Annotated in this window: 14 protein-coding genes, 1 tRNA gene and 1 pseudogene; 13 read left to right on the top strand and 3 right to left on the bottom strand. The window is 38.8% G+C overall.

The genetic code is table 11. The features are described from left to right. The first annotated feature begins 5 nt into the window (after nucleotides 1–5). Nucleotides 6–78: transfer RNA gene (locus LPH68_RS05800), tRNA-Thr, on the top strand. 221 nt (nucleotides 79–299) lie between these two features. Here LPH68_RS05800 and LPH68_RS05795 read toward each other — a convergent pair. Further along, on the bottom strand, nucleotides 300–1,508 hold the full coding sequence (locus LPH68_RS05795) for an ROK family transcriptional regulator (protein ID WP_004307234.1): 1,209 nt from the start codon (nucleotides 1,506–1,508) through the stop codon (nucleotides 300–302). A 334-nt stretch (nucleotides 1,509–1,842) separates the two neighbouring features. Between LPH68_RS05795 and LPH68_RS05790 the strand changes: the two genes are divergently transcribed. From LPH68_RS05790 to LPH68_RS05735, 12 genes and pseudogenes are all read left to right on the top strand, one after another. Beyond that, the gene (locus tag LPH68_RS05790) at nucleotides 1,843–3,717 is read left to right on the top strand and encodes an FAD-dependent oxidoreductase (RefSeq protein WP_049702992.1); all 1,875 of its coding nucleotides are present in this window, start codon (nucleotides 1,843–1,845) and stop codon (nucleotides 3,715–3,717) included. Between the two features lie 44 nt (nucleotides 3,718–3,761). Beyond that, on the top strand, nucleotides 3,762–4,859 hold the full coding sequence (locus tag LPH68_RS05785) for a DUF4434 domain-containing protein (protein WP_008644125.1): 1,098 nt from the start codon (nucleotides 3,762–3,764) through the stop codon (nucleotides 4,857–4,859). A gap of 5 nt (nucleotides 4,860–4,864) precedes the next feature. Next, nucleotides 4,865–6,268: a sugar porter family MFS transporter gene (locus LPH68_RS05780; protein ID WP_230296881.1), complete on the top strand. Its 1,404-nt coding sequence runs from the start codon at nucleotides 4,865–4,867 to the stop codon at nucleotides 6,266–6,268. A gap of 40 nt (nucleotides 6,269–6,308) precedes the next feature. Beyond that, nucleotides 6,309–7,472 (top strand): AGE family epimerase/isomerase, encoded by a 1,164-nt coding sequence (locus LPH68_RS05775; protein WP_008651671.1) that lies wholly within the window; start codon nucleotides 6,309–6,311, stop codon nucleotides 7,470–7,472. A 52-nt stretch (nucleotides 7,473–7,524) separates the two neighbouring features. Continuing rightward, nucleotides 7,525–10,749: a TonB-dependent receptor gene (locus tag LPH68_RS05770; RefSeq protein WP_004319081.1), complete on the top strand. Its 3,225-nt coding sequence runs from the start codon at nucleotides 7,525–7,527 to the stop codon at nucleotides 10,747–10,749. An 18-nt stretch (nucleotides 10,750–10,767) separates the two neighbouring features. After that, nucleotides 10,768–12,429, top strand: coding sequence for a RagB/SusD family nutrient uptake outer membrane protein (locus LPH68_RS05765; protein WP_004297563.1), 1,662 nt, complete (start codon nucleotides 10,768–10,770; stop codon nucleotides 12,427–12,429). 18 nt (nucleotides 12,430–12,447) lie between these two features. Then, nucleotides 12,448–14,145, top strand: coding sequence for a DUF5018 domain-containing protein (locus LPH68_RS05760; protein WP_004308394.1), 1,698 nt, complete (start codon nucleotides 12,448–12,450; stop codon nucleotides 14,143–14,145). 94 nt (nucleotides 14,146–14,239) lie between these two features. Then, a complete protein-coding gene (locus LPH68_RS05755) occupies nucleotides 14,240–15,238 on the top strand; it encodes a phosphodiester glycosidase family protein (RefSeq protein WP_151922953.1) in 999 nt (332 codons plus the stop codon). 53 nt (nucleotides 15,239–15,291) lie between these two features. After that, entirely contained in the window at nucleotides 15,292–16,695 is a 1,404-nt protein-coding gene (locus tag LPH68_RS05750) for an alpha amylase family protein (protein ID WP_008644145.1), read from the top strand. Between the two features lie 22 nt (nucleotides 16,696–16,717). Further along, nucleotides 16,718–18,151: pseudogene (locus LPH68_RS05745) on the top strand (calcineurin-like phosphoesterase C-terminal domain-containing protein). A 7-nt stretch (nucleotides 18,152–18,158) separates the two neighbouring features. Continuing rightward, nucleotides 18,159–20,813: an alpha amylase family protein gene (locus LPH68_RS05740; protein WP_151922955.1), complete on the top strand. Its 2,655-nt coding sequence runs from the start codon at nucleotides 18,159–18,161 to the stop codon at nucleotides 20,811–20,813. Next, nucleotides 20,810–22,222, top strand: a complete 1,413-nt coding sequence (locus tag LPH68_RS05735) for a DUF5009 domain-containing protein (RefSeq protein WP_141409156.1) — start codon at nucleotides 20,810–20,812, stop codon at nucleotides 22,220–22,222. The genes LPH68_RS05740 and LPH68_RS05735 overlap by 4 nt, the downstream gene beginning before the upstream one ends. A gap of 699 nt (nucleotides 22,223–22,921) precedes the next feature. Here LPH68_RS05735 and LPH68_RS05730 read toward each other — a convergent pair. Then, nucleotides 22,922–23,992 carry an SGNH/GDSL hydrolase family protein gene (locus LPH68_RS05730; RefSeq protein ID WP_151922956.1) on the bottom strand — a complete coding sequence of 357 codons (1,071 nt, stop codon included), beginning with the start codon at nucleotides 23,990–23,992 and terminating at the stop codon, nucleotides 22,922–22,924. Nucleotides 23,993–24,010: 18 nt separating this feature from the next. Next, on the bottom strand, nucleotides 24,011–25,411 hold the full coding sequence (locus LPH68_RS05725) for a DUF5009 domain-containing protein (RefSeq protein WP_151922957.1): 1,401 nt from the start codon (nucleotides 25,409–25,411) through the stop codon (nucleotides 24,011–24,013). Nucleotides 25,412–25,413 lie beyond the last annotated feature (2 nt).

Below are 25,413 nucleotides of genomic sequence, written 5' to 3'. Positions count from 1 at the left end.
CAAACGCCGCTATAGCTCAGTTGGTAGAGCAACGCATTCGTAACGCGTAGGTCGCCAGTTCAAGTCTGGCTAGCGGCTCTCAAATTAGAACGCTGATTATTAATTAATAATCAGCGTTCTAATTTTTACAGGATTCCCTATTCTTATTTTAAAAGGGAAATCCTGCGTATGTAATAGATGTGAAATATAAAAATGTAATCTATGTTGAGTCGTATTATTGTTTTAGTGGTTGCCGGAGTAGCCGTAGTCTATATCGTTCGCTTTATAGATAACTTTTTCTCCCAGCGTAGAAGATAAAACTAGCTTTCAAACATTCTGCTGCGTGCGAGCATACAAGCGCCAACGATGCCGGCTTTGTCTTTCAGCTTAGATGTGATGATGGCTGAATCTTTATTAACCAGATTTAGAGAGTACTTGCGTACGGCTGTTTTTATGGGCTGGGTGATATAATCACCGGTTAAAGATAAAGTTCCACCTATAATGACCAGTTCCGGGTTGAAGATATTGATTAGCCCGGCGATCTGTTTGCCTAGTTTCTGTCCGATTTCTTCTACAATTTCAATGCAAAGCAGGTCTTCTTTATTCACAGCGGCAATGATCTCATCAAGAGTGATCGGGTTTTCCTCTGTGGCGATTCGTGTAGATAGAATGGAACTTTCCCCACTTTGAATACGCTCTAATAAGATACGATGAAGTGCCGATCCGGAAGCTTCCGTCTCCAAGCAACCTTTTTTTCCGCAATGGCAGATTATCTCATTATCATAAGCACTCATGTGTCCAAATTCACCGGAGAATCCGGATTTCCCGGTATAAATCTTACCATCAATAATAATTCCGATACCTACTCCCCAGCTTACATTCACAAAAATGATATCTTTTTCTCCTTTTACGCAGCCTTGCATATATTCGCCATAAGTCATGGCACGCGTGTCATTATCAATGGTTACTTTATATCCCAATTTTTCGGATAATACATCCGCCAACGGCCTTTCCTCAAAATTGAATTGACTGAAGCTATACCCTGATTCAGGATTTACACGTCCCGACACATTTACATTAATATTTAAGATCTTTTCTTTATTAATAGTGAGCTTTTTTATAAAATTAAGAATATGCTTGCATAACTCATTCATCCCTTCGATTGAGTTCTCAAACTTATAAGGTATATTCATTTTTAATTCTACCATATCACCTTTGAAATTTATCAGTCCGATATTGACGGCGAATCTTTTGATGTCTACACCCAAAAAGTAACCGGATTCCGGATTAAGCCCATAGAGGTTGGGATGGCGTCCGCCACTAGTCTCCAATTTGCCATAATCATTAATATATCCGTCATCACACATTTCACCGATAAATTTGGTGACGGTTGGTACACTTAAATCCAGCTCTTTTGAAAGATCGGGAATTGTGGAACTTCCATTATATATATAATGTGTAATAATCCTCTTTTTGACGAGAGCACTTTTAGAGCCCTTTTCTATTTCTTTCAAGAATTGTTGGTTCATAACTATGCATATTTGGTAATTCACACAAAGATAATTAATTTTTTTATTAATACGTGGTTTTGAAGCCTTGAAAATTAGAATATCTTGAATGTTATATTTCCTATATACTATGTAATGGATTTATATATAGGATAATGTAGCTATGGATGATTGTGGATATAATAAATGAAAGAAGACGATTTGTGAGGTAATTCCCCCTTCTATTAATTAATAATGCAAGAAATAATGATTTTATTAATAAAATATTTTATTATCTATTGTTTATTTAATAAATATAGCTATATTTGTGCCGTGATATTATTAATAAAACTCTATATCCTTAAATGAATTTAGTATGAGAAACTATTTTTTAGGTCTGTGTTTATTATTTGCTTTGTGTTTTACAGCATGCTCTCATTCGGATGATTCTGTTGATGTGCTAATTATTGGTGGAGGTGCCAGTGGAGTGACTGCTGGTATTCAGTCTGCTCGAATGGGGGCTGCAACATTGATAGTAGAAGAAACAGAATGGCTGGGTGGAATGCTTACATCTGCAGGTGTAAGTGCTGTTGACGGAAACTATGATTTACCGGCAGGTTTGTTTGGTGAGTTTCGCGAACATTTGGCAGATTATTATGGTGGACTTGATTCTCTAAAAACCGGTTGGGTGAGTGCAGTGTTGTTTGAACCTTCAGTCGGAAATAAAATTTTCCATGAAATGGTTGACGCGGAGAAAAATCTAAAAGTATGGCATAATGCTACCTTGGTAAAGCTGGAAAGAGAGAAAGATGTTTGGATTGCTCAAATTCAGATGAAAGATAATACAATCAAAAAAATACATGCTAAAATATTGATTGATGGTACTGAATTGGGGGATATAGCAAAAATGTGCGGGGTGAAATATGATGTTGGTATGGAAAGCCGTCATGATACAAAAGAAGATATCGCTCCGGAAGAGAAAAATAATATAGTTCAGGATATTACATACGTAGCAATCTTGAAAGATTATGGTAAAGATGTGACTATTCCTTGTCCTGAAGGATATAATAAGGATGAATTTGCTTGTGCTTGTGCCAGTCATGTTTGTATCACGCCTAAAGAACCGGATCGTGTATGGTCTAAAGACATGATGATAACTTATGGAAAACTTCCTAATAATAAATACATGATTAATTGGCCGATAGAAGGCAATGATTATTATGTAAACTTGATTGAAATGACCCGTGAGGAACGTGAAGAAGCCTTGAAATATGCAAAACATTATACGATGTGTTTCGTTTATTTTCTGCAACATGAATTAGGTTTTAATACATTGGGCTTGGCTGACGATGAATATCCTACAGCCGACAAATTGCCATTTATTCCTTACCATAGAGAGTCTAGGAGAATCCATGGGCTAGTACGTTTTGATTTAAATCATGCTTGTGAACCGTTCAGGCAGTCTCAACCTCTTTATCGTACTTGTATTGCCGTGGGGAATTATCCTGTGGACCATCATCATACGCGTTATCATGGATATGAAGAGTTGCCTAATCTTTATTTTCATCCGATACCGTCATACGGTTTACCTTTAGGAACTTTGATTCCGAAAGATGTTGAAGGATTGATTGTTGCTGAAAAATCAATATCTGTTTCTAATATAATTAATGGTACCACTCGTTTGCAGCCGATGGTTATGCAGATCGGGCAGGCAGCGGGAGCATTGGCAGCTCTTGCGGTGAAAGAAGGTAAAAACATAAGAGAAGTATCTGTTCGGGAAGTACAAAATGCGATTTTGGATGGAAAAGGATATTTATTGCCTTATTTAGATGTTGAGTTAGATCACCCAATGTTTAAGTCACTACAACGTATCGGCTCTACAGGTATATTAAAAGGTATAGGTAAAAGTGTTGACTGGTCAAATCAAATGTGGTTCAGAGCGGATACATTATTATTGGCAAATGAGTTGAAAGGATTGGGTGATGTTTATCCTTTTGTCAATAAGCAAGTATTCGAAGGTAATAATACCATATCAATTCAGAAAGCTACAGAGCTAATAGGAGAGATTGCAGAAAAAGAAGGTATTGAGATGAAAGAGGGTAGGGTAGAAGAGATATGGAATGAATTTGAATTGAAGGACTTTGATATGAATCGAGACATCCTACGAAGTGAAATGGCAATTTTGATTGATCAGATATTAGATCCTTTCAATAATAAAAAAGTAGATATTACAGGACAATATATTCAATAGGTAATAATAATATAAGTGTTAACTGCTGTTTTAATTAAACTAATATGAAAACATTAGATCGAAGAGACTTTCTAAAAAAAGCCACATTGGCTGGCGCGTCAGCCTTGACTGTACCAACTTTGTTTGAATCTTGTACTTCAAAAGCTAGTGCCAGTACAGTAGTGGCAACTGATGGTTTGGAAAGTAAACTCATTGTTCCTAAAAACAATGGCTTAAAAATTACCGGAACTTTTTTGGATGAAATATCACATGATATTCCACATCAGAACTGGGGTGAGAAAGAATGGGACTTGGATTTTCAGCACATGAAAAATATAGGAATTGATACGGTAATAATGATCCGTTCTGGTTATCGTAAGTTTGTCACTTTTCCTTCTCCTTATTTATTGAAGAAAGGTTGTTATATGCCTTCTGTTGACTTGGTGGATATGTTTTTACGTTTAGCTGAAAAGTATGGAATGAAATTCTATTTTGGACTATACGATTCGGGTAAATACTGGGACACAGGGGATATGACCTGGGAAGTGGAAGATAACAAATATGTAATTGATGAAGTTTGGGAAAATTATGGTTCCAAGTATAAAAGTTTTGGAGGATGGTATATCAGTGGTGAAATAAGCCGGGCAACGAAAGGGGCGATTGGTGCTTTCCATGCATTAGGAAAACAATGTAAGGATATATCTAATGGATTACCGACTTTTATATCGCCTTGGATTGATGGCAAAAAAGCAATCATGGGAACGACAAAAATGACTAAAGAAGATGCCGTTTCTGTACAACAACACGAAAAAGAATGGGATGAAATTTTTGATGGAATTCATGATGTGGTAGATGCATGTGCATTTCAAGATGGGCATATTGATTATGACGAATTGGATGCGTTCTTTTCTGTCAATAAAAAATTAGCAGACAAGTATGGTATGCAATGTTGGACAAATGCCGAATCTTTTGACCGTGATATGCCAATTCGTTTTCTACCCATTAAGTTTGATAAACTTCGGATGAAGTTGGAAGCAGCCAAACGTGCCGGATATGATAAGGCTATTACTTTTGAATTTTCTCATTTTATGAGTCCACAATCAGCCTACCTGCAAGCAGGTCATTTATATGACAGATATAAAGAATATTTTGAAATAAAATAAATGTTATGAAGTCTACAATCAATTTTGGTTATCTTATATTCCTTTCTGTTGTGGCAGCATTGGGAGGCTTTTTGTTCGGATATGATACCGCAGTTATATCGGGAACAATTGCCCAAGTGACTCAACTTTTTCAATTAGATGCACTGCAACAGGGATGGTATGTAGGATGTGCTTTAGTAGGCTCTATCGTAGGTGTTCTTTTTGCTGGAATCTTAAGCGATAAGTTAGGAAGAAAACTTACGATGGTTATTTCAGCCGTATTGTTCTCTACATCAGCTTTGGGGTGTGCACTATCTGCCGATTTTACTCAATTGGTGATCTATCGGATAATAGGTGGAGTAGGGATAGGGGTTGTTTCCATTGTTTCTCCTCTTTATATATCTGAAGTAGCCGTGGCACAGTATAGAGGACGCCTAGTGTCATTGTATCAGTTGGCTGTAACAGTCGGTTTCTTAGGAGCTTATTTAGTTAACTATCAATTATTGGCATGGGCGGAGAGTGGTACGCAATTGAGTGTGGATTGGTTGAATAAAGTATTTATAACTGAAGTATGGAGAGGTATGTTGGGTATGGAAACATTGCCAGCAATCTTATTCTTCATAATCATATTCTTTATTCCGGAAAGTCCTCGCTGGTTAATCGTGCGTGGAAAGGAATTGAAGGCTGTAAATATATTAGAAAAAATATATAATTCAATTACAGAAGCGAAAAGTCAATTAAAAGAAACGAAATCTGTACTGACCTCTGAAACGAGATCGGAATGGTCGTTATTAATGAAGCCTGGAATCTTCAAAGCTGTTATTATCGGTGTTTGTATTGCCATTTTAGGGCAATTTATGGGAGTGAATGCAGTGCTCTATTACGGCCCTTCTATTTTTGAAAATGCAGGACTTTCAGGTGGCGATTCTCTTTTTTACCAAGTTCTGGTAGGACTAGTCAATACTTTGACCACGGTTCTGGCTCTTGTCATCATCGATAAGGTGGGCCGCAAGAAGCTGGTATATTACGGAGTTTCGGGCATGGTGCTCTCTCTGGTCCTTATCGGTCTTTACTTCCTCTTCGGAGATTCCCTAGGAGTATCCAGCCTCTTCCTGCTTGTTTTCTTCCTGTTCTATGTATTCTGCTGTGCCGTATCCATCTGTGCCGTGGTGTTTGTACTCCTCTCGGAGATGTATCCCACCAAGGTTCGCGGACTGGCCATGTCGATAGCAGGATTCGCCCTGTGGATCGGAACGTACCTGATCGGACAGTTAACCCCCTGGATGCTCCAGAATCTTACCCCCGCCGGAACATTCTTCCTGTTCGCCCTCATGTGCGTGCCGTATATGCTGATTGTCTGGAAACTCGTGCCGGAGACTACCGGGAAGTCGCTGGAGGAGATTGAAAGATATTGGACCCGTTCGGAATAGTAAAACAAAAAGACCTTAATAACTTAATAATAAAAGATGTATGGATTTTAAGAAACTGGCAAATCAATACAAGGATGAACTCTTGGATAATGTTCTTCCTTTCTGGCTTGAAAACTCACAAGATCATGAATATGGAGGCTACTTCACCTGTTTGGATCGTGAAGGAAGAGTTTTCGATACAGATAAATTTATCTGGCTGCAAGGCCGCGAAGTGTGGATGTTCTCTATGCTTTACAATAAAGTGGAAAAACGTAAGGAATGGCTGGATTGTGCCGTTCAAGGTGGTGAGTTTTTAAAAAAATATGGACATGATGGAGACTATAACTGGTATTTTTCCCTTGACCGTTTGGGTAGACCATTGGTAGAACCATACAATATCTTTTCATATACATTCGCTGCCATGGCTTTCGGGCAATTAAGCCTTGCAACCGGTAATCAGGAATATGCTGACATTGCTAAGAAAACCTTCGATATTATCCTTTCCAAAGTAGATAATCCGAAAGGTAAATGGAATAAACTTCATCCGGGCACTCGTAATCTAAAAAATTTTGCCCTGCCGATGATACTATGCAATCTTGCTATGGAAATTGAGCATATTTTAGGCAAGGACTATTTGGAACAAGCGATGGATACTTGTATTCATGAAGTTATGTCTGTTTTCTATCGTCCCGAACTTGGTGGTATCATTGTTGAGAATGTAGATGTGAATGGTAATCTGATAGATTGCTTTGAAGGACGGCAGATTACCCCTGGCCATGCGATTGAAGCCATGTGGTTTATAATGGATTTAGGGAAACGCCTAAACCGTCCGGAATTAATCGAAAAGGCTAAGAACATCACTCTTACAATGCTTGAATATGGTTGGGATAAAGAATATGGAGGTATCTACTATTTTATGGACCGTAACGGTTGTCCTCCCCAACAACTGGAATGGGACCAGAAACTCTGGTGGGTGCATATTGAAACACTCATATCTCTTCTGAAGAGTTATCAATTGACCGGAGATAACCAATGTCTGGAATGGTTTGAAAAAGTACACGATTATACATGGACCCATTTTAAAGATAAAGAGCATCCCGAATGGTATGGATACTTAAACCGGAGAGGTGAAGTGCTACTACCATTGAAAGGAGGAAAATGGAAAGGATGTTTCCATGTACCAAGAGGGTTATATCAATGCTGGAAAGTATTGGAACAGCTATAAACAATAACGGATATGTTAACCAATCTATATTAATAATCTAAAAATTAATTCTATGACAGAGTTTAACTCAAAAATCAAGAAGAACTCTCGTATATTGAAAATATTTATGTTTTCAATCTGCGCGCTATTTGCATGTGCTATCAGTAGTCATGCACAGAGTTTAGTGAAAGGAACTGTTACTGATGGTATAGGAGAACCGCTACCAGGAGTAAGTGTTGTCGTAAAAGGAACTACTAATGGCACTATTACAGATGTAAATGGAAAATATAGCATTCAGGCCACCGCAAAAGACATTTTATCATTCTCATATGTTGGAATGTCAGATCAGGAAATAAAGGTAGCAGGTCAGACGACCATTAATGTGGTTATGAAAGATGATGTGGCAGCTTTGGATGAAGTGATTGTGGTAGGATATGGTACTGCCAAGAAGCAATCTTTAACCGGGGCCGTATCTGCGGTGAAAGGCGACGAACTGCTGAAAGCACCGGCAACCAATGTGTCGAGTCTTTTAGGTGGACGTTTGCCAGGTATTTCATCTGTTCAAGTATCTGGTGAACCCGGAGACGATCAGGCTACATTACGAGTTCGTGGCTCTATTTATAATGTTACTTATATAGTAGACGGAATGCCTCGTTCTATTAATGATATTGACCCTAATGATATCGAAAGTGTATCTGTTTTGAAAGATGGAGCTTCTGCAGCTGTTTATGGATTAAAAGGAGCCGGTGGTGTTATTATTATAACTACAAAAAAAGGTCAGGAAGGAAAATCCAAAATCACTTATAATGGTTCAATAGGAGCATCTATGAATGCAAACTTTCCGCAGTTTATGAATGGACCTCAATTTGCATATTATTATAATATGGCTGACATGATGGATAAAATGGCTAATGGAAGCATTTCAAACATTAGTCAATATAATCCCGTTTTTACAAAGGCGAATGTGGAAGCTATGTTGAATGGTGATCCTACTGACGGATGGGATAATGTTAACTATATTGATAAAGTATTCGGAACCGGTATTAATCAGAAACACAATGTAACAATACAGGGAGGTAGTGATAAGATGCGTTACTTTGCTTCTGTGGGTTATTTAGGTCAAAAAGGTAACATTGACAATTTCTCTTACAAGAGATACAATTTAAGAACTAATCTTGAGACTCAACTGGCTAAGAACTTCCAGTTAAGTTTAGGTATTGCAGGAAATGTCGGTAAACGTGAAACTCCGGGATATGCTTCAGGCGGTACGGATTCTAATTCCGAATTGGGTGAACAAGGTTGGTTGTCAGTAGCTCATCAGACTATAATGATGCATCCCTATTTGCCGGAAACATATGACGGACTTTATACTGCTACTACACAGAATAACACAAGTCTGCCCAACAGTCCGTTGGCTGCTATTTATGAATCCGGATACAAGCATACCAATAGCTTTGATTTGCAGACCAACATCTCATTGCAATACAATGTGCCTTGGGTTAAAGGTTTGAGTGTAAAAGTAACCGGAGCTTATGACTATACAACTTCTCATAATAAGAATTTGAATACGCCTTACTCCACATATATACATAAAATGCCGACTTCGACAGCAGATTGGACTTGGTCTAAAGCAGACGATCCTCGCGGCACAGCAAATGGAATAAATTTAGGTGAAGGACAGTATAGTTCTCATCAAATGGTAGGCCAAGGAAGTATAAACTATGCAAGCTCCTTCGGAAAACATAATGTAGAAGCAATGGTATTGGCAGAAATCCGGGATTATAAAGAAAACAGTTTCTCCGGCTATAATAAAAACATGAGTTTCTCTGAACTACCGGAATTGAGCTTTGGACAACCTGCAGACTCTCCAATCTCGGGATACAGTGATGCAAACCGTAGTATTGGTTATGTTTTTCGTTTGAAATATGACTATGACAATAAGTATTTGGCAGAGTTTACAGGTCGATATGATGGTTCTTACAAATTTGCCGGCAATGTTAGTGGGAAACGTTGGGCATTCTTCCCGTCAGCGTCAGTAGCGTGGAGAATATCTAAAGAAGATTTTATGTCTAGTCTGACATTTCTGGATGATATGAAGATACGTGCATCTGTCGGTTTATTAGGAAACGATGCAGTGAGTCCGTATGCTTTCCTTAGTACTTACAATTTGATGGATGGTAACAAAAATGCATACCAGACAATTCTGAATGGAAAAGTAATGCAAGCATTACGCGCCTCTGTAATTGCCAATCCTACTCTAACTTGGGAGAACACCTTAACCTACAATGCAGGATTTGACTTTACGATGTGGAATGGTCTGTTGGGAATGGAGTTTGACGCATTCTATAATTATACCTATGATATTTTGACAGCAATGGGAGGCGATTACCCGCCATCTATGGGAGGATATTATTATACTTATGCCAACTATAATAAGGTGGATAGCAAAGGCGTTGAAGTAACGGTGAGTCATCGTAATAAATTAAACTTGGCAGGTAAGCCATTCTCCTATGGCGCAAGCTTCAATCTGACATTTGCAAGAAACCGTTATCTCCGTTATCCAGATAGTCCGAACACAGTAGAGTGGAGAAAACGCACAGGACGTAGTGTTGATGCTTCTGTTGTGTGGGTTGCAGATGGCTTATTCCGTTCGGAAGAAGAAATAGACAATTCAGCCTGGTATGGCACTCGTCCTAATGTCGGTGATATCAAATACAGAGATTTAAATGGTGATGGTAAAATAGACGAAGATGACAGAACACGTGTTGGACGTGGCAATCGTCCCGAATTAACTTACGGTTTGAACCTGAATTGTGCTTGGAATGGATTCGATTTAAGTGCACAATTTACTGGAGGTGCACTGTTTGATGTATCGTTGACAGGAACTTATTACAATGGATATGACGATAATACAGTCTGGACACAGGCATTTAAAGAAGGAGCCAACTCACCACTATATCTGGTTCAGAATGCATATACAGTAGAAAATCCGAATGGAACATTCCCACGACTTACACTGGGTAATCAAGGACACGGAGGAGATAATGGATTAGCTTCCACTTTCTGGTTGCGTAACGGTAGATACCTTCGTCTCAAATCCGCACAATTGGGTTACACATTCCCCAAGAGATGGATGAGTCCTGTCGGTATTCAGAATCTTAGAATTTATGTAGAAGGTTCTAATTTATTCACGATTTCCGGTCTTCCTGATGGAATCGATCCTGAATCTCCGGGAGTAAATAACGGATACTATCCTCAACAACGCACCATTATGGGCGGTATAACTTTGACTTTCTAAACCTTTAAAAGTTCTATTATGAAAACAAAAGTATTAAGTATCATATTGTTGGGAGCCTCTTTAGGGCTTGGCTCATGTAGTGATTATCTGGACATGACTCCAACAGACAGAGCATCAGATAAACTTGTATGGAGTAAACTCGACTATGCAGAACAGGCAGTCAACGATTTCTATCGCTATATAGATTATTTAGGAGTCTACAGGGATGGACAATGTTTGGCAGGAATGACAGAAGCTCTGACAGATCAGCTTAAATATGGTTCCTACAACTATATGGCTAAATGTCAGATACCTAGTGAAATTGCTTATGGAGGTTCTGTTCTCACAGTGAATTATGTTAGTACTTACCTTGGCAACTGGGGGACGATGTACGAATATGTGCGCCGTGTCAATGAAGGTATCAACAAATTAAAGAAATATGCTTCATTTGGTCAGGCTGATGAAGAACGCTTGGAAGCTGAAATGCGTTTCTTCAGAGGGTATCTCTATACAGATTTATTAAAGCGTTATAAAGAAGTGATTATATACGATGAGAATCTGGATAATATAAAAAAGGATATGCCAGTTAGTTCGGAAGCCGACGGATGGAATTTTGTATATAATGATCTAAAATATGCCGGTGAACATTTGCCTGTTGATAAAACTCCTAACGGACGTTTAACTAGCGGAGCTGCTTATGCAATGTTATCGAGAGCTATGTTGTATGCGGAAAGATGGGATGACGCTCGTATTGCAGCTGAAAAGGTGATGGGAATGGGTTATGAATTAGAAGCAAAAGAAGACTATTCAAATGCCTTTAAAGCAGGAAGCAAAGAAGCCATTCTACAATATTGTTATGATAAGAGTTCCACTGTGACTCATGACTTTGATGGATATATGGTTCCTGGAGGTGATAAAGCGCTCGACGGCAATTCCATGACCGGAGGATTCGGTACCCCGACACAAGAAATGGTTGAATCGTATGAATATGCAGATGGTAGTGGCTTCCCCGATTGGAGTGCATGGCATACTGCTGAAGGTACTACAACGACTCCTCCTTATGCCAAATTGGAACCACGTTTTAAAGCTACCATTCTCTATAATGGAGCAACATGGAAAGGCAGACCGATAGAATCTTTCGTAAACGGTACTGATGGTTGGGCTGCATGGAAAACAGATGCCAAACCGGAAGGACGTTCTACTACCGGGTATTATTTACGTAAACTGGTAGATGAAGCTCATAATTTTACTTCCATACAAGCCAGTACACAGCCATGGACAGAAATTCGTTACGCAGAGGTATTACTGAATCATGCAGAAGCATGTTATCATCTGAATGGCTATACGGATAAGGCAAATAAAGACATAAAAGATATTCGTAACAGAGTGGGATTGTCTTACACAGACAAAAGTGGGGATGATTTAATGAAAGCCATCCGTCAGGAACGCAAAGTAGAACTTGCTTATGAAGGACATTATTATTGGGACATGCGTCGTTGGAAATTATCTGCGACAGCATTTACCGGTATTCGTCTTCATGGAATGAAAATAGAGAAAAATGCAAATGGGTCTTTCACTTACATTTATACAGAATGTGATGATAAAGATCGTAATTTCCCGACTAAGATGTATCGTTTCCCAATGCCACAGGCAGAGTTGGACAATAACGGTGCGGTAACTCAATATGCAGAATGGCAATAAATCTAAAATGAAAACATTATGAAAAAGAATATATTATATCTATTATTAGGGATTTTGGCTCTCACGAGTTCTTGCCAGGATCCGGAATATGTGCTTCCTACTGCGGACAGACAGGGAATCACGAGCTTGACTGCACTCTTTACTTCTGGGCCATACGTGGATAAAGAGGCTGTGGTATATACTATTGCAGATGCTTCTGTAGATAAGTATGTAATTCCTATGCCATGGTATTATCCGGAAAATAGTGATAATGAAACTTCAGAATATATGAAAGCGATGAGGATTCAGGCAAAGTTGGCACCAAACTGTACTATTGAACCGGTTCTTTCAATTCTCGATCTGACTAAAGAGAATTATTTCACTTATACAGACGCTCAAGGATATAAGAAACAAATCTGCATCACAGGCGAAAGAGTTAAGTCTACTAAGTGTCAGTTATTAAGTTTCTCAATACCGTCTGAAGACATTACAGGTATTATTGATGAAGACCACAAAACTGTATCTTTAATCTCTGCGGAAGATTTATCTTCTTGCTTGGCAGATTATTCACTGTCGGCTCATGCGACCATGTCACCGGATCCTAAAACAGAGCCTCTTAATTTTAATTCACCTGTTGAGCTTACAGTGATTGCTCACGATGGAGTGACAAAGCAAACTTATACTATTCAAAAAGCAGTACCGGATAAGATTCCTTACGGATATAGAAAAGGTAGTGAGACAGAATTATTTAAATTGGATATGGGAGTTATCGGCTTACCTTGGACTGGAGCAAATGCACCTTCTTTAGCTGTTTCCGGAAATAATCTGGTAGTTTGCTTGGGTGATGGTACCACAACTCCTGCATATTACAATGCATCTACGGGAAATAAGATTGGTAATGTAACTTTGGGTAGTGTGAGTGTTGCATCTTTAGGATGTATGACAAGTGATAGTAGGGGAAATATATTATTAGCAACGAAGGCTACTAATGGCAAGTCTTTCTCAATCTATAAGACTTCTTCTGTTACGACTGCTCCAACTTTATTGACTACTTATACTAATAATACAGGGTTAGATATGGGTACGAAAGTGTCTGTTCAAGGAGATATTAATACTAATGCCTCTATTATTGCTACTTGTGACGGAACAGCCAGTTCAGGTTCCAATAAGTTTGTTCGTTGGATTATAACAGACGGTGTATTGGGAAGTCCTCAAGTAGTAACAGTGAATGGTGTAGGTAATTGGGGAGCTCCCGCATCAAACACTAAAGTTGTGACTAAAGGAACTACTGCTCAAAGTGATTATTTTTTGTCATACTATGATTCTAACATTCTTTATTGGGTGAATGGAACAAATAATAATGCAAGTAAATCTCTGGAAGACTCCGACAATGGTAATTCTTGGGCAATGAATAACAACTGTCTGGATACAAGAAGCTTTAATAATGCACAATATCTTGTATTGGTATGTACAGCTCATTTCCCGCAATGGGGTGGAACTCCATGCTTATATATGTATGATGTAACGTCAGACGGATCATTCACTGGTACAATATCTACTTCAGATGCTCTGTCATTCAATCCTTCACTTTCCTCATACAATTCATCCGATGGTGTAGCTGCAACAGGTGATGTATTGCTTGCTCCGACAACAGATGGATATAAGCTCCGTGCTTACTACGTGGATAACAACTGTAAGGTTATCGGAGGATATGAGTTTGATTGTATCGACAAATAATTAATTGATCTCTTTATCTCATATATGATGAGAAAATACCCATTCATCATATATGGGATAAAGAAATCTGTAAATCATTTAAAGGAGTAGCTATATGTCAACAAAGAAAAAAATGTTATGGTTATTATCATTACTGCCTTTTTTCATAGCATGTGGTGATGATAACACTGATATCCCGGATTGGCCATGGGCGGAGCCGGAGACTCCAACTGAACCTGTTGAAGCCAATCCTGGTATTGTAAATTTAGGCTGGACCAATGTGAAAAGCACTTATGGAACCTTGCCTGAACATATCAACGTATATAAATCACCAGAAACACTGGAAGGCAAAAAAGCGATAGCTTATATTGCGGTAGGTGATATGAGTAAGGCAGCATTTGGTGTATTAGGAGAAAAGACTGGATTGAAAAAGCCAAAAGAATTTTATGAAGAGAACAACTCCACAATTGTAATCAATGGAGGTTTCTTCTATGAGGGGTCATTAAGCCTAATATGGCGTAACGGTGAAATGGTGTGTAAGAACAATGATGTAACAGCAGAAGATTGGACTAACGGTCCATTCTGGTATCCTGTATTAGCTGCATTCTGTGAAATGAATGATGGCTCATTCAAATCAATGTGGACTTACACAACACTATCCAATGTTACTTATTGGTATTCGGAGCCCTCACCGGTAAAATCAGAAACAACTCCTAATGAAAATTTTCCGTCTACAGGAACTGTCTTAAATGCTAAAACAGGAATAGGCGGTGGCCCCGTACTTCTGTTGGATGGAAACATAAAGAATACATACGAAGAAGAAATTTTATCAGATATTGGCGCCACGGTGAACAGACCTCGTTCGGCTATTGGTATCACCAATGATAAGAAAATGATTCTTTTTGTGTGTGAAGGAGATGGAATGACAACGGGAGTTGCCGGTATGACCACCGAAAATGTAGCTAATATCATGAAAACACTGGGATGTACGGATGCTATCAATTTGGATGGCGGTGGTTCCAGTTGCATGTTAGTCAATGGGCAAGAGACTATCAAGACAAGTGACTCCAGCGGAGACGAAAGATCCGTAGCATCAGTAGTCACTCTTAAATAAAAAATGTACTGCGGATATATCAGGCAGTATATACCTAATAAAACAAGTATGATATGAGAAAATTTCTAAAAATACTAATACTGACTTTCTTGGGAGCAGTTACAATAACCTCCTGTAGTGATGATTCTGATGGAATTCCCGGATGGCCGTGGAACGATAATTCGACAGAAAAGCCGGACGAGCCGGATGTTGCAGAAGCTAAGCCACGATATATTTGGATTGATGCGGCTGCTAATTTTCCTGACTATGCCAATAGTAAGGAAAACATAGCCAAAGATATGGAAAAGATAAAAGCGGCAGGATTCACTGATATTATTGTCGATGTACGTCCCACTACAGGAGATGTATTATTCAATACTAATGTTGTAGATCAGGTGAAACGTATGGATGTATGGGGTAATTCCGGATATAGTTATTATGAAAGGACGGAAACTTGGGATTATTTACAGGCATTTATTGAGGAGGCTCGTATACAAGGATTAAAAGTGAATGCTTCTATCAATACATTTGTAGGAGGCTATTTATGTCCGTATAATTTAGGACATGATGGAGTCTTGTTCCGTGATGAATCAAAAAAAGGATGGGCTAGTGTAGCTAATCTAGCTGACGGGCTAACCAATACGATGGATTTGTTGGACGATGAAACCGATTATGGAGCGAAATTTTTCAATCCCGCTAATGATGATGTACAAAACTTTGTTTTACAGTTGTTGGCCGACTTGGCTAAATATGATTTGGATGGCATCATATTGGATCGTTGTCGTTATGATGACTATGGCTTAGAAAGCGATTTTTCAGATATTTCCAAACAGAAGTTCGAAGAATACATCGGTGAAACTGTAGCAAACTTCCCGGCAGATATTATGGCACCCGGTACGGATGAAATACCTTCTGACCAGCCTGTTTATTTTAAGAAGTGGTTGGAATTCAGAGCGAAAGTTATTCATGATTTCATAGTAAAGGCACGCGAGAAAGTTAAATCTGTCAATAACAATATCAAGTTTGGAGTTTATGTTGGTGCCTGGTATTCAACATACTATACATCAGGCGTGAACTGGGCCAGCCCTAAATACAACACCTCCGCTTATTATCCGAAATGGGCTACTTCCGATTATAAGAATTATGGATATGCGGACCATTTGGACTATATCTTTTTGGGTGCTTATGCTTCCGTGAACAATATATATGGAAGTGGCGAATGGACCATGGAAGGTTTTTGTAAGAATGGACGTGAACTGTTACAAGGAGATGTACCTTTTGCAGGCGGACCAGATATCGGTAACAGTACCGGATGGACTGACGGAGGACAATCTGCAAAAATTCCGGATACTATTGATGCTTGTATCAGTAATAGTGACGGCTTCTTTGCCTTCGACCTTTGCCACGTTAAGAAATACGACTATTGGAACGCTTTTAAAACAGGCTTTGATAAATATCTGGAATCTATCGAAGAATGAGGTTTGAACTAACCAACTAATTATGAAAATATATTTATTACAATTCTTTTTATTAATAGGTCTGGGCTTGAATTTACAAGCCCAGATTCCTTCTAACCCTATTCGCGGGAAAGTAACCTGTAATGGGACAGGAGTCCCGGGGGTAGTAGTGACCGACGGAATAGACTGTGTTTTGACTGACCAGCAAGGCCAATATACTCTCCCCCCTAATAGGGATGTTCGTTTCATTTATTTATCCACTCCTTCCGGATATTTACCGAAAACAGAACAAACAATACCTTTATTCTATCAGAAGCTGAATCCGGCCAAGCAAGATATTTACGACTTCGAATTGGTAAGAAATCCGCAAAATGAGATCAATCATTTGTTTTTGGTGCAGGCAGATGCGCAGGTTACTTCCGAAGATGACGTAAAGGCTTATGCTAAATATCTGCAAGATATGAAAGAATATATTCGTCCGTATATGGGCAAAAAAGAAGTATTCGGCATAGATTGTGGGGATATCGTAGGAGATACTCCTTCTTTATATCCTTCCTATATAGATACGGTATCATCATTAGAGATTCCCATCTATCGGGCAATTGGTAATCACGACATGACGTATGGAGGGCGTACTTTTGAATATTCTTATCGCACTTTCGAAAGTTATTTCGGTCCTATCTACTATTCATTAAATAAAGGTAATGCTCATTATATCGTGCTTGACAATTGCTTTTATGTCAACCGTGATTATCAATATATAGGTTACATTGATGAACGTACTTTCCAATGGCTGGAGAAAGACCTCTCTTATGTGCCCAAAGACAAACTTGTCTTTGTAGTGATGCACATTCCTTCCAGTCTTCAGAAGAAGCTAAGATATAACACGCTAGATTAAGATGAAACGGTCAATACAGCTGCACTATATAAATTATTGGAAGGTTATAATGCCCACATCATTTCCGGACATACACATTTTAATGTAAACGTATGTTTTAATGACTCATTAATGGAGCATAACACGGCTGCTGTATGCGGTACCTGGTGGCGTGCGGACATCAATGTGGATGGTACTCCGAGGGGGTACGGAGTGTATGAAGTAGACGGGAATCAAGTGAAATGGATCTATAAAAGTGCAGGTTACCCGAAAGAGCATCAGTTACATGTATATCCAGCCGGTTCATCTGACGAGCACCCTTCCGATATAATTGCTAATGTATGGAACTGGGATGAACAGTGGAAAGTGGAATGGTATGAAAACGGAAAACGAATGGGAGAAATGCAACGCTACAAAGGATATGATCCTGCAGCAAAAGCAATCTGTTCTGACAAAGAAAAAGTGAAATATGAATGGATTTCCCCGGTTCTTACCGAACATCTTTTTCATGCTACTCCCCGCAATAAGAATGCTAAAATGGAAGTGAAAGTGACAGATCGCTTCGGCAACGTGTATACTAAAGTTATAGAAAACAAATAAGGATCATATGTTGAAAGCCAAATATTTTATATTATTGATATGCTTGTCGTTTCTCCTCAAGGCAGAAGCGAAAGTAACCCTTACTTCCATTTGGGGGGATAATATGGTGTTACAGCAACAATCGGAAGTTACTTTTTCCGGAACAGCAACTTCGGGAAAACGTGTACAGGCTACCGCTTCATGGAATAATAAAAAAATCCAAACGAACGTTGATGCAAAAGGTGAATGGAAACTTTCTCTCCAAACACCGGTAGCTGGAGGTCCGTATAGTATTACGTTCTCGGATGGAGAGGACCTCACATTGCAGAATATTTTAATAGGAGAAGTCTGGTTCTGTTCCGGACAGTCGAATATGGAAATGCCAGTGAAAGGATTCCGTGGACAGCCTGTGTTTGGTTCCCAGCCGTACATTGTATCTGCTAATCCCAAACGTCCACTGCGTCTCTATACTGTAAAAAATGCTTGGAGTACCATTCCACAGGAAGCTGGGGTGGACGGAGAATGGAAAGAAGCCTCTCCGGAAGATGTTGCTGATTTCAGTGCAACTGCTTATTTCTTTGGCAATCAGTTACAGCAATCTTTGGATGTTCCCGTCGGTCTGATACATTGTTCCTGGAGCATGTCAAAAATAGAGGCTTGGATGAATAAAGAGACTTTATCGGGCTTTCCGGAAATAGCATTGCCTGATGTAGCACAGAAAGAGTTCGGGTGGACGGCAGGGACTCCTACATTGTTGTGGAATGCAATGGTGAATCCATGGAAAGGATTTCCTGTTAAAGGAGTGATTTGGTATCAAGGTGAAGCAAACACACCCGATCCCGGATTATATAAGAGATTATTTTCTGCAATGGTTTCTCAATGGAGAACATTCTTCAACAATCCCCAAATGCCATTTTATTACGTACAGATTGCACCATGGAAATCGGAAGGCAATGATAAACTGGATTGGGCTTGGTTCCGCCAGTGTCAGTTGGAGTTGATGTCAGCTGTTCCAAATGTTGGGATGGTGACCACAGGTGACGCCGGGAGTGAAAACTTTATTCATTCGCCCTATAAGATAAAGGTCGGTGAACGACTGGCTTATTGGGCATTGGCAAAAACGTATCATCGTAAAGGTATTCAATATTCCGGTCCTATATACAAATCCCATCGGGTAAAGGGGAATGTAGTAGAAATAGACTTTGAATATGGTGAAGAAGGTTTGACTCCGGAGAATCAAAACGTGAAAGGGTTTGAAATAGTGGGGACAGATGGCATATTCCGGCCAGCCAAAGCGGAAATTATCAATGGCTCTTCTACCGTAAAGGTCTGGAATGATTCGATCAATGATCCGATAGAGGTACGCTATTGTTTCCGGAATTATATGTTGGGCGAATTATGCAATAATGCAGGGATTCCTGCTTCTCCTTTCCGGATCGTAATCAAAAAGAAACCTGCACTGATGTGGTTCGATGCCGAAGCTAATTTCGAACGTTTCAGCCATAAAGACTCAATTGACTTTTATTTGGAGAAAATCAAATCAGTAGGTTTTACCCATGCAATAGTGGACATCCGACCCATTACAGGAGAAGTACTTTATCAAAGTCAGTTTGCCCCACAAATGAAAGAGTGGAAAGGCGCAAAGGCCGGGAATTTTGATTATTTGCAATACTTCATTAAAAAAGGGCATGAATTGGGGATTGAGGTTCATGCTTCATTAAATGTATTTTGTGCCGGACACAATTATTTCGATCGTGGAATGGTGTATAGCGGACATTCGGACTGGGCGTCCATGGTATATACTCCCGAGAAAGGCATTATTCCGATTACGGAAGAAAAACAGAAATATGGTGCTATGATTAATCCCTTGAACGAGGAGTATCGTACGCATATTCTAAATGTATTGAAAGAAGTAGTGACCAAATATCCTGATTTGGATGGTCTGATGCTCGATCGCGTACGCTATGATGGTATAACAGCTGACTTCTCGCCGCTTTCACGTGAAAAGTTTGAAGCATATATAGGTAAGAAAATGTCTAAGTTCCCCGAAGATATTTTTGTTTGGAAGAAGAATACGGACGGAAAGTTTATCACACAACCGGGAAAGTATTTCCATAAATGGATTGAATGGAGAACGAAAAATATTACTGATTTTATGGCATTGGCACGTAAGGAAGTGAAGGCTGCCAATCCAAAAGTTTCTTTTGGCACATATACCGGAGCTTGGTATCCGTCTTATTACGAAGTGGGAGTTAATTTCGCTAGCAAAAAGTATGATCCGGCTCAAGACTTTAGTTGGGCCACTCCCGAATATAAAAATTACGGATACGCAGAACTAATCGATTTGTATGCAACCGGAAATTACTATACAGACATAACGATAGAGGAATACAAGAAAACGAACCGCAATATCTGGAACGAGACAGACTCGCAAGCTCAGGCCGGTACATGGTACTGCGTAGAAGGTTCCTGTCAGCACTTGCGTCAGATTCTTAAAGATAACAAGTTTATGGGTGGTATCTTGGTGGATCAATTCTATGATAATCCGGGGAAATTGTCCGAAACAATAGAAATGAACCTTCGTCGATCGGATGGACTAATGGTGTTTGATATAGTACACATCATCCAAAAGAATCTTTGGAAAGAAGTAGAAAAAGGAATGCGTGAGGGAGGATCTTTATGAACAACAGAGCTTTAGCCTTAGATGCTTTACGGGGATATGCAATTATTACGATGGTGCTTTCGGCTACCATCGTAACGCATGTTCTTCCCGGTTGGATGAGCCATGCTCAAACACCTCCACCGGATCATGTGTTTAATCCTCTGTTGCCCGGTGTTACTTGGGTAGATCTTGTGTTTCCTTTTTTCCTGTTCGCTATGGGAGCTGCGTTTCCTTTTTCCATAAGGAAACGTGCTGAAAAAGGTGATTCAAAACTAAAACTCGTTTATGAAGCTGTCAAACGGGGGATTCAGTTGACCTTCTTTGCTATTTTCATCCAGCATTTTTATCCGTATATGCTAAGTTCTCCGCAAGATATGAGGGCATGGTTATTGGCTATACTCTGTTTTGCTGTTCTATTTCCCATGTTCATGCGTATTCCTTTAAAAATGCCGGATTGGGCACATATTTCAATAAAAGTGGGAGCTTACATTGTTGCTGCCATTATGTTAGCTACCACTTCTTATGCAGATGGGAAAACATTCAGCTTATTCTCCAGCAACATCATAATTTTACTGTTAGCCAATATGGCTATTTTCGGTTCTATCCTTTACATTTTCACAATGCATAATCGTTGGATGCGTTTAGGAATTCTGATATTGTTGATGGCTATGATATTAGGAAGTACAGTTGATAGTTCGTGGACACAGAGCGTGTTTAATTATACTCCTTTGCCGTGGATGTATCGGTTTGACTATTTGAAATACTTATTTATCGTTATTCCCGGCAGTATAGCCGGTGAGTATTTAGCGGAGTGGATGAAAGCATTTCAAAAAGAGACGGATGATTATGCTACATCTCCTTATCGTAAAATAAGTATTATGCTAATGATATTATCCGTTATCATCATCATTGGCAATCTTTACGGTCTATACACTCGTAATTTGGTTGTTAATCTGGTGGTTACTGTTTTATTGTTATTAACTGGCAAGTGTGTATTTCCACATAAGGTGGATGGAATAGCTCTATTATGGAAAAAGTTGTTTAACGCAGGAGCATATTTACTTCTTCTGGGTTTGTGTTTTGAGCCTTTCCAGGATGGCATTAAAAAAGATCCAACTACTTTTAGTTATTTCTTTGTAACTTCCGGGTTGGCTTTTCTGGCTCTTTTATTTCTAAGTATCGTTTGTGATTATTTCCGATGTGTCAAAAGTACTCGTTTTTTGGTGATGTCCGGTCAGAACCCGATGATAGCTTATGTGGTTGGCGATTTGTTGATTATGCCCTTGGCTAATATACTTGGAATTGCTTCATTATTATCTTATTTTCAACAAAATGCCTGGTTGGGATTTCTTCAAGGAGTAATCCTTACTTCTTTAGCTGTTTTAGTAACTATGTTCTTCACAAAAATCAAATGGTTTTGGAGAACATAAATATCAATGTGACTATTTTATATTAAATTGATCGACATATTGTCATTCTTTCTTTGATTCTACTATTTCCCACTTTTTGTGAATGAAAGAAAGTGGAGCGAGAAAACAATGAAATACGGTATTTATATGCATAATTACGAATAAAAGAACGGGCATTTGCATATAAATTACCGTATTGTTTGTGGGAAATACACGGTTGATTGTAATGATACGTACGGTTCGTTTTAAAGAAACATACGGTTGGTTTATAAGAAACAGCACGTACGTTTTAAAGAAAGCTATTTTGACTCATAAAAATAGGATTTTTTGATTTATTAGAAGTGCTTTTATGAACTTACTTTATTAAACAAAATGCATAAATAGATTTAGAAATACATTCACTATGCAATGCATGATATCAAATAATAATGATTATGCTCCATAAGGAACGGATTTCTTTAATTTCTGAATAATACTAATGGCTAATCTATGCGATTCTTTTCTATATCCGGCTGTTCGCCTGAATAAATTCAATTATAGCATCATTCAAATACCAAAATGATATTTTATCATTTTGGTATTTGAAGATTTGTTTTTATTGATATAATGTACAAAAAGCTATCTATCCAGAGTATTGGAAATAGTGACGCTATGTCAACAAGATAGTGTCGCTATAGGCTGAATATAGTGACGCTATACCGAGTGGATAGCGTCACTATTTTATTTGATTGCTTTCTTAATGATTGGACAAACAAAATCAGCGTATCTCATCATGCCTAAATCTGTGAAATGAATACCGTCTATAGTAGCTTCTCCATCTTCTCCCAACATATTTTTGGAAGAGATAAAAATGATATTCTTTTCATTTTCCTTCTTTAACCGATTGAATATTTCCTTTAACGTGTCATTCTTTCTTTGTACTTCTTTAGCTATTCTTTCATCATAAAGTGTATGAGTGAAAATAGGATCTTCTATAAAAATGACTGGCGTAGCCGGATGTTTACAACGAATGATACGATAGAATGCTTCCATTCGTTCTTTCATCTGTTCTGCAGAAGCATTAGGCACAAAGTCTAAAACAAAAACGCTGGCATCTACTTCGGCTATCACTTTGGCCACTTCCAAGTCTAAAAGTGCGTTTCCGCTAAATCCCAAGTTGATACATTCACGGTTCAGCCTTCTCGATATGATATTGGTATGTGCCATTCCGGGACGTGAAGCACAACCTCCTTGAAGAATACTGGTGCCATAAAATACAACCGGCTTTTTGCGGATCGGATAATCAATTAAAGGCTGATCGATGGTGGCTAACGAATCTACTCCTATAGACAAAGAAACAAGACCATCGTAAAGAGGAAGATAAAGCATATATTCTCTCTCTTCCGGTCGCATGTTAGCAATGATTGTTGCTTGATTTGTTTTTCCACCCGGACGACCACTATTAACAAAACGCCACTCTCCATTCTTCTGAAGACAATAAAGGTCTAAGCCTTTTGCACCTGTATCCGTCATATGATTCATATGAAAATTGATGAGCGTTTCCCATTTAGCGGCTATTGTGGTAGAATTACTACGAAAACGTATCGCCATTCCGGCAGAATTACGGCTTAAATTCCATAACGGAGCACGGGAGATATTCTTCAATGAATCCGGGAGCCTTTCATATCGGGCTCCGGTAGCTTCGGTAGCTTTTCCTAATAAAGGGAACTTTGAGGCATCATGATATACTAATTGAGCATATATATGACACACCGAAAAAAACATTATAAAAATACAGATTCTTCTTTTCATATTTTGAGTATTATCGTTTCAAGTTCGCCAAAAACATTTTATTCGGGTGAAGAACATAGTTATCAGTACTGATAATGTTGTCAATACCACTCCTCGTAAAAATCCCATCCATGCGTTTTCGTTGAAATATACAAGCAATGATGCGATTCCTAATAAATTGACCAAAGGCATAATCAACAGATCTCCTACTACATAAGCCATCATAGGATTTTGCCCGGGCATTACGAGAAAACGCGTACTCTTCACGCAACGAAAATAGTCACATATTACATTTAAAAGCAACAAAGCCATAAATGCCAGGCCTGAAGTGAGGAATAAATAACCAAAAGTGGCGGGGTCTTTTTTTATACCTCCTTGAAAAGGTTCAAAACATAATCCCAAGATAACTAGAAAAGCTCCGGCTGTAAAAAGTTCTCTCCAAAGCTTTATAAATCCTGTGCCTTTTCTCAATAAAAAGACTCCACTTATCAATAACGGAATATTTATTATCAGATTCAAGACTGTACAATGTGTATAAAGTCCTGCCAAATTTACAATAATTATAGCTAATGTCAAAAGAATCATTACAATAGCTTTCCATTTATTGGTAGATTCAACAAACGAATCATTGTGTTGCTTCAGCCAGTCCATCAAATATTCTCCCGCAATGCTTCCCGGAATCACGATAAAGAGATATTGTAAATACTCAAAATGAAAAGCCCATGGTAGAGGTGTGTAGTTGTATATAGCTTGTGCCCAGGAATTCTCGACCTGTCCGCTCAACAACAAAGCCATCAATATCAGTAATACACCTACTCGCGCCCGGAGGCTTTGCATTGTGAAAATATATATGACTGAACCAAAAACAGCCATATTTGCCAATAATAATATGATAATATTGCTGAATGATACATCAAAAACTCTTCCATTTGCATATTGAGTTGTCTGTAACAGAACAATAGCTATCCCATATGCTACCACCTTAATAGCTATACGCATCCAATCCGGCATTTTCAGTGGAATACGAATGAACATGGGGAATAATATCACAAAACAAAGGATGGCCAATAACCAGCCACGCATGTCTTGTGGATTACTCAATACATGCGGATAAAAATGCTGGATGAAAATAGCAAAGAAAGTCAATTGTACACCTCGTTTGATAGCTTCATATACCAATCTCAACTTAGTGTCCCCTTTCTCAAATCTTTTTTTGATTGAGAAAGGGAAAGCTGCTCCCATTGCAAACAAGAAGAATGGAAAAACCAGATCCACCCAGGTGATTCCTGATAAACTGGCGTCGAAAGCTCTGTCCGGCGGAGGAGTTTGCGCATGATACATCCATCCGGGTAAAGAATTCCACGCAACCGTTGCCGAAAGCACCATTGTGATTATAGCGTATCCTCGTAGGGCATCTAAAGCATAAGCACGTTTAGTCATAA

The organism is Bacteroides sp. 1_1_30 (genome assembly GCF_020982715.1).
Lineage (GTDB): Bacteria > Bacteroidota > Bacteroidia > Bacteroidales > Bacteroidaceae > Bacteroides > Bacteroides xylanisolvens.
The sequence above is the reverse complement of the archived record's forward strand: the minus strand, read 5'-3'. Positions and strand labels throughout refer to the sequence as shown.

Coding starts and splice junctions, on each gene's coding strand:
- LPH68_RS05795 (WP_004307234.1), bottom strand. CDS start 1,508: ATGAACCAACAATTCTTGAAAGAAATAGAAAAGGGCTCTAAAAGTGCT.
- LPH68_RS05790 (WP_049702992.1), top strand. CDS start 1,843: ATGAGAAACTATTTTTTAGGTCTGTGTTTATTATTTGCTTTGTGTTTT.
- LPH68_RS05785 (WP_008644125.1), top strand. CDS start 3,762: ATGAAAACATTAGATCGAAGAGACTTTCTAAAAAAAGCCACATTGGCT.
- LPH68_RS05780 (WP_230296881.1), top strand. CDS start 4,865: ATGAAGTCTACAATCAATTTTGGTTATCTTATATTCCTTTCTGTTGTG.
- LPH68_RS05775 (WP_008651671.1), top strand. CDS start 6,309: ATGGATTTTAAGAAACTGGCAAATCAATACAAGGATGAACTCTTGGAT.
- LPH68_RS05770 (WP_004319081.1), top strand. CDS start 7,525: ATGACAGAGTTTAACTCAAAAATCAAGAAGAACTCTCGTATATTGAAA.
- LPH68_RS05765 (WP_004297563.1), top strand. CDS start 10,768: ATGAAAACAAAAGTATTAAGTATCATATTGTTGGGAGCCTCTTTAGGG.
- LPH68_RS05760 (WP_004308394.1), top strand. CDS start 12,448: ATGAAAAAGAATATATTATATCTATTATTAGGGATTTTGGCTCTCACG.
- LPH68_RS05755 (WP_151922953.1), top strand. CDS start 14,240: ATGTCAACAAAGAAAAAAATGTTATGGTTATTATCATTACTGCCTTTT.
- LPH68_RS05750 (WP_008644145.1), top strand. CDS start 15,292: ATGAGAAAATTTCTAAAAATACTAATACTGACTTTCTTGGGAGCAGTT.
- LPH68_RS05740 (WP_151922955.1), top strand. CDS start 18,159: ATGTTGAAAGCCAAATATTTTATATTATTGATATGCTTGTCGTTTCTC.
- LPH68_RS05735 (WP_141409156.1), top strand. CDS start 20,810: ATGAACAACAGAGCTTTAGCCTTAGATGCTTTACGGGGATATGCAATT.
- LPH68_RS05730 (WP_151922956.1), bottom strand. CDS start 23,992: ATGAAAAGAAGAATCTGTATTTTTATAATGTTTTTTTCGGTGTGTCAT.
- LPH68_RS05725 (WP_151922957.1), bottom strand. CDS start 25,411: ATGACTAAACGTGCTTATGCTTTAGATGCCCTACGAGGATACGCTATA.